The sequence below is a fragment of the Exiguobacterium sp. UBA6282 genome, from assembly GCF_002440475.1.
In the GTDB taxonomy this organism is placed as follows: domain Bacteria; phylum Bacillota; class Bacilli; order Exiguobacteriales; family Exiguobacteriaceae; genus Exiguobacterium_A.
In genome coordinates, this window is the sequence record NZ_DJUM01000012.1 from 1 (window position 1) to 6,150 (window position 6,150).

The window sequence follows — 6,150 nt, forward strand, 5'->3', positions numbered from 1 at the left end:
GCGATCGATTGAAGTTCTTCGAGCTTCTTAGCATTAAAAAAAGGCATGTCTTCCCCTCCTCTGTTTTCATCTTATCACTAATCTTCGTAAAAAAAAATCGGAGAATCATTTACACGCCATCGTTTCTATTTCTATAATGAGACAGTGAAGAGCAGGAGGGATAGACAATATGTTGACGATTTATCGAAGCGATGTCACTGGGGCAGTCAACGAGATACAGGAGTTTACGAAAGGTTCCTGGATCCATCTTGTCAATCCGACCAAGGATGAAGCCGACCAAGTCATCGCTGCTACGAATATTCCAGAGGATTTCATTTATGACCCTTTGGACGTGGAAGAAAAACCACGTTTTGAAAAAGATGAAGAAGGACTACTGATGATCGTCGACGTTCCCTACATCGAAGAAGAATCATCAGGACGCCGTTATAATACGATTCCGCTCGGTATCATCGTGACATCCCGTCATTTCATCACCGTTTGTTCGCAACAGCTCGATGTCCTGACGTTATTCTCGAGTGGTAAGTTGCGAGGATTCCGGACGAATTATCGATCGCGCTTCGTATTTCAGATTCTCTATAAAGTCAGTTCCTCGTATCTCCGTTTCCTACGCCAAATCGATCGACGGATGGATGAACTCGAGGAAGAATTACAACGTTCGATGCGAAATCAAGAAATCTTTCAACTCATGAACCTTCAGAAATCATTGGTCTATTTCATGACATCCTTGAAATCGAACGATGGTGTCCTCGACCGAATCATCAAGACACCGAGTCTTGAGAAACACGAAGACGATGAAGACTTACTCGAAGATGTCTTCGTCGAACACCGGCAAGCAATGGAAATGGCACAAATCTATAAAGACATCATCAGTTCGACGATGGATACATTTGGTTCCGTTATCTCGAACAATGTCAACTTCGTCATGAAGTTCCTCGCCTCGATTACGATCGTCATCTCGATTCCGACGATGATATCAGGGATGTTCGGAATGAACGTCCATGTCCCTTGGGAAGGAGAAGTCATCGGTTTTTGGATCGTCTTCGGCATGATGATCTTCTTCTCTGGTCTTGCCGCATTCATCTTATGGCGGAGAAGGTTCTTCTAGTTCAAGTAAGCGCAAGACTTGTATGACTCAAAAAAGACTCAGTGACGGTGTTTCTGTCGCTGAGTCTTCTTCATTTACATGTTAATTGATTTCGACTGTCACGAGACAAAGATCATCCGCTTCATCGCTCTGATCCGGTTGAATCAGCTGATGGATGTTCGGTCCTTGTTGTTCAATCAGATTTTGGATGGCGTGAATTCCTTCATCAATACCTTTACTGTACAATTCCATGAAACCATCCGTGTACAAATAGACACATCCTGGTGAGACGATGTCGATCGTCTTGCTCGAATACGTCGAGTCTTCGAACATACCAACAGGAAGTCCCGTATTCTCAAGCGGAATGATTTGATCGTTCATCCGCAACAAACCAGGTGGATGCCCCGCGTTCGCATAGCTGAGTTTCATTTCATCTAAGTCGATATAAAGGTAGACAGCCGTGAAATAGATTTCTGTCTCGTCTCCCGGAAACAGTCGACTCATCTGTTGATTCAATTCTTCAAGCACTTGAGCCGGATCACCAATCCGGTGCACGAGTTCAAACAAGATTGAACTCATCCCCATCGTAATCAATGCAGAGGAGACACCGTGTCCCATGACGTCAAATAAGATGATGCCGTATTTATTCTGAGAGATGCGATACCAGGCATACATGTCTCCCGCTAGTTTCTTAGACGGGATATAGGTCGCCATGATGCGGATCTCATCGTCTTCGATATTGGCACTAAGCACACTCTGTTGCAGTTTTTGCGCCAAATCAAAGTCTTCTTGTAGCACTTTTTCATATCGTTTTCGTGCATCGATTGCTTGCTTCAGACCGATCGCATTACGAACTCGTGCGAGCAATTCCGTTTTTCGAATCGGTTTCGTCGTGTAATCAGATGCCCCTGCATTTAATCCATCAACGATATCTTCTTCGTTTGATCGACCCGAGACGATCAGGATTGGTAGTTCATCAAGACCAAACCGTTTTCGGATCAAACGTGTTGCCTCGATTCCGCTGATTCCCGGCATCTCAACGTCGAGCAGGACGACATCTAATTGCTCAATGAACAATGGATCCTCCATCAATTCGATTGCTTCTTCTCCACTCATGGCTTTGACGACGTCATATCCTTCATTTTCTAACAATCGCTCTAAGAGCATTAAATTTGTTAATTCGTCATCTACGACCAAAATACTCATCCGTCGTCACCTCGTTCTATTTAACATGTTTATCTGAAATCAGTTTAGCACACAACCTACAATTTCGTTTAGACGGATGCTGCTTTTTCCGTCATACTAGAAAGTGAATGAAAGGAGGAGTGGACTATGTGGCTATATGTCGTCTCCATTCTCATCATCGTATTCGTCTTGGTCGCCTCGATCATAGTCATTTCAAAAGGATATGGCTATAAGGGCAACAAGGACGATATCGAAATCGATTATGATGAAATCAACCGAAAACTTCGTCACGAAAATGATGATGATTCATCCAACAAATGAACCTCTAAGACCATCATATCACGGTGGTCTTTTTAAATTCATTTCAAATACATGTTTTTTTTAGATGTTTTTGATTCAGTCACAAGGGTATATCCATATCATGGTTAAATACTATCTCAAGGGAGTGTTTATTATGGAACCGAATCTTCAACATGATCCACACGCAACGCACGCAGAACATCCGAATCGTCAGTTTGATCAGGAGGAATCATCAGGTCGTCAAGTTAATCTTGTCACAGGGATGTTAATCGGTGCCCTTGTCGGCGGACTATTGACGCTACTTAGTTCTTCGTCCCGTCAAAACACGAAACAAAGCTTACGTGGTGCGAAGGATTCCGTCTCGACACTCGCGTCTTCCATCAAGGAAGATCCGTCGGGCAAAGCGTCGCAAGTTATCAATCAGGTAAAGAGTGCTTCAAGTATCATCCAAGAAGTGGCGTCTGACGTTCAAAACGTCTATGACAAAGTGAACACAGAACTTGAAACAGTGAAGTCTGATGCTTCGACTGTGAAAGATACAGTCAATGAGACAAAAGGTGACCTGAGTTCTATCAGCAATAAAGTCGTCGAAGCGAAAGATGTCGCACTTGGCAAAGAAGAACCACCTGCTGAGCACGATGCTTCTAATCAACAAGCAAATGATGCTCAATCTTCTGAGGAAAAAAATAAAGGTGAAGGCATCTAATCGTTTGGTGTACTTCTTCATTCTCCCCGATGTGTTCAACACGTCGGGGTTTTTTAACGTAGGAATTGAACAAGAATCGCGACGCGTTCACGCATCCCGAAACGAAGGACACCTGAAAGAGGTGTCTCTGCCGGAATCGCGTCCGTCAGTAACCCCAGTTGTTTCGCCTCTTTTCGAGCGCGGTACAGATGAAAATCTGACGTGACAATTGAGACACGTCGGACATTCTTTGGTAATAAGTCTTTTGAATACTGTAGATTTTCCGTCGTCGATGTCGAACTGGACTCAAGAACCAGTCGCTCCGCTTCAATGCCAGACGCCACCATTCCGCGTCGCATCGCTTCTGCTTCCGAGATATCCTCATCCGGTCCTTGTCCACCACTCAAGATGAAGCGGACATTCGGGTGTTGTTTCCCATATGCGGCTGCCGCCTGAATCCGATTATGTAAGATTTGCGACGGTTTCTCCCCTTTGACACCTGCGCCAAGAACGATGACATACGGCGACGACCCATCCGCAAGTGGTCGTTCTCCTCTGTTGACGAAAATCCCGACACTGTACCAGAAGGCGACACAAGCGACGAGTCCTCCACCAACCATCCATTTGATATTTCGTTTGTTGAACGTGCGTTTAATCATCCCGTACGACCTTTCTGCTAAAAAATGGGTTACGGTATGCTGTACGAATGATGCTTGCAAAAAGTTTCAACCTGACGGGCTTTACCTCCAAAAAAATGCGATCTTCTCTGAATCGAGAACATCGCATTTTCCTATTGATTGACTCGTCATCAATTTCCCCAAATTGATGTCACGTATTCCGGATGATCAATGAATGGATTCCGGTTTTTTTGCCACTTCTCGAAGATGACGTCGTTACGACGCATTTCGAAGCTATCGACTGGATCAAGCTTATTCCATGCTTTCAGCGTCGATAATTTTCCATGTAATGGGTTCGTTCCATTGTTGACGTTTTCTGAGGCTTCGAGATCGATTTCTCCGCCACCTTCGTAACGAACTGCCATGTAGAAGATCATCCGCGCGATGTCACCTTTGACTCGGTTCGGTGGTTCCCACGAATCGCCATCACGGTAGCAATCGCATCCACTATATTTCGTACCGCCATTGTCGAAATCAAGATTCCCACGTGCGCTGTTGACGACGACATCTTCCGGACGCAAGTGATGCAAGTCTGTTCCCGGTCCGTTCGTCGTACCAAAGTCACCGTGCGACTTTGCCCAGACGTGTTCCCGGTTCCATTGACCGACATTTCCACCATTGCTACTTTTCGCAATCGATTTCCCCGTGTATAACTCGATAACGTTGTTCGCATTGTTTGGATCTTGATCCGTTTCTTTCAGTGCTGTCCATACTGTGTCGTATGACACTTGTGTATGGTTGTCGATGATATCGTGCAGCGATGCCTTCAACGCTGCCCCTGTCTTTCCTGCTGCCGGTAGATAGTACGCATCGATCGTCGATTGAGATGTAACCATCTGCGGACCTGCCGCTACTTGTTTTGGATCGACTGTTTTTGCAGTGACCGGTGTAAAGACGATTGACCCGAGCGCAAGTGTTGCGGCAAGTGCACCTGTGACCTTTGACTTCCAGTTCATGCGTGTTCCCCCTCGATTGGTATGTATGAAAACGGATGTTACACGCTCATTTTCACATCGAATCCATTCATGGTGGAAGATGGACGATAGACCTGCTTTTTTGAAGATGAGTCGTCGTTCAGATTCTTTATCGAAAGACAACGGTTAGATGGTCCTGATTTTTTTCGTCCAAGACATCAATTGCATCAAAATAATTCTTCGAAAGAAATATTCTAGGGTCAAAAGTCACGAACGAAAGACACTGACAAATAAGAATCCGGGACGATATTCCTTTCCTCTAAGGCTTCACTATAATGAATAATGCAAGCGTTTTCATAAATCATAAGGAGGTCTTTTCGTGAAACAAAAAGGATGGATTTTAGCAACCGTCGCATCCGCTGCATTTTTAGCGCCACTTGCGCAACCGATTGCAGTCGGTGCAACAGCTGACAATGGTACGATGATGCAGTATTTCGAATGGTATGTGCCGAATGACGGTAACCACTGGAACCGTCTCGGGAGTGACGCGACGAAACTGGATCAGCTCGGAATCACATCGGTCTGGATTCCCCCTGCTTACAAAGGTACCTCGCAAAATGATGTCGGATACGGCGCCTACGATCTATACGATTTAGGTGAGTTCAATCAAAAAGGAACGGTTCGTACGAAATACGGCACAAAGGCGCAATTAAAAACGGCGATCGGACAATTGCATACCGCTGGAATCGATGTCTATGGTGATGTCGTCATGAACCATAAAGGTGGCGCCGATTTCACGGAAGCCGTCACGGCAGTCGAAGTCAATCCGGGTAACCGTAATCAGGAAGTCTCGGGCGATTATCAAATCCAGGCATGGACGGGCTTCAATTTTGCAGCACGAAATAACCTCTACTCGAACTTCAAGTGGAAATGGTACCACTTCGACGGCACGGACTGGGATCAATCGCGTTCAAAAAGCGCCATCTATAAGTTCCGCGGTACCGGTAAAGCATGGGATACGGATGTCTCAACTGAAAATGGTAACTACGATTACTTGATGTACGCGGATCTCGACTTCGATCATCCAGAAGTCCAGCAAGAAATGAAGAACTGGGGCAAATGGTACGTCAACGAACTTGGTCTTGATGGGTTCCGTCTCGATGCCGTCAAGCATATCAAACATGGTTACTTAGCGGACTGGCTCGCGAACGTTCGTCAGACGACGGGCAAACCATTGTTCACAGTCGCAGAGTATTGGCAGAACGATCTCGGCACGTTGCAAAACTACTTAAGCCGGACGAATTA

At 45.4% G+C, this 6,150-nt stretch carries 7 protein-coding genes; 4 read left to right on the forward strand and 3 right to left on the reverse strand.

The features are described 5' to 3' along the window. The first annotated feature begins 169 nt into the window (after positions 1-169). Positions 170-1,105, forward strand: a complete 936-nt coding sequence (locus tag B2751_RS02880) for a magnesium transporter CorA family protein (RefSeq protein ID WP_023467658.1) — start codon at positions 170-172, stop codon at positions 1,103-1,105. 81 nt (positions 1,106-1,186) lie between these two features. Here B2751_RS02880 and B2751_RS02885 read toward each other — a convergent pair whose 3' ends face one another. After that, positions 1,187-2,290, reverse strand: a complete 1,104-nt coding sequence (locus tag B2751_RS02885) for a PP2C family protein-serine/threonine phosphatase (protein ID WP_035408959.1) — start codon at positions 2,288-2,290, stop codon at positions 1,187-1,189. A 126-nt stretch (positions 2,291-2,416) separates the two neighbouring features. Here B2751_RS02885 and ytzI point away from each other — a divergent pair, with 126 nt between their 5' ends. Together ytzI and B2751_RS02895 are read left to right on the forward strand one after the other, a co-directional pair. Beyond that, the gene (gene ytzI, locus B2751_RS02890; protein ID WP_023467656.1) at positions 2,417-2,590 is read left to right on the forward strand and encodes a YtzI protein; all 174 of its coding nucleotides are present in this window, start codon (positions 2,417-2,419) and stop codon (positions 2,588-2,590) included. 133 nt (positions 2,591-2,723) lie between these two features. Continuing rightward, a complete protein-coding gene (locus B2751_RS02895; protein WP_290749095.1) occupies positions 2,724-3,275 on the forward strand; it encodes a hypothetical protein in 552 nt (183 codons plus the stop codon). A 53-nt stretch (positions 3,276-3,328) separates the two neighbouring features. Here B2751_RS02895 and B2751_RS02900 read toward each other — a convergent pair whose 3' ends face one another. Together B2751_RS02900 and B2751_RS02905 are read right to left on the reverse strand one after the other, a co-directional pair. Beyond that, positions 3,329-3,913, reverse strand: coding sequence for a YdcF family protein (locus B2751_RS02900; RefSeq protein ID WP_290749091.1), 585 nt, complete (start codon positions 3,911-3,913; stop codon positions 3,329-3,331). Between the two features lie 149 nt (positions 3,914-4,062). Continuing rightward, positions 4,063-4,887 carry an endonuclease I family protein gene (locus B2751_RS02905; protein WP_290749088.1) on the reverse strand — a complete coding sequence of 275 codons (825 nt, stop codon included), beginning with the start codon at positions 4,885-4,887 and terminating at the stop codon, positions 4,063-4,065. Between the two features lie 406 nt (positions 4,888-5,293). On the opposite strand from B2751_RS02905, the gene B2751_RS02910 reads away from it, so the two are divergent. After that, positions 5,294-6,150, forward strand: an 857-nt coding sequence (locus tag B2751_RS02910) for an alpha-amylase (protein ID WP_414655211.1), incomplete at its 3' end; no start/stop codon positions are given.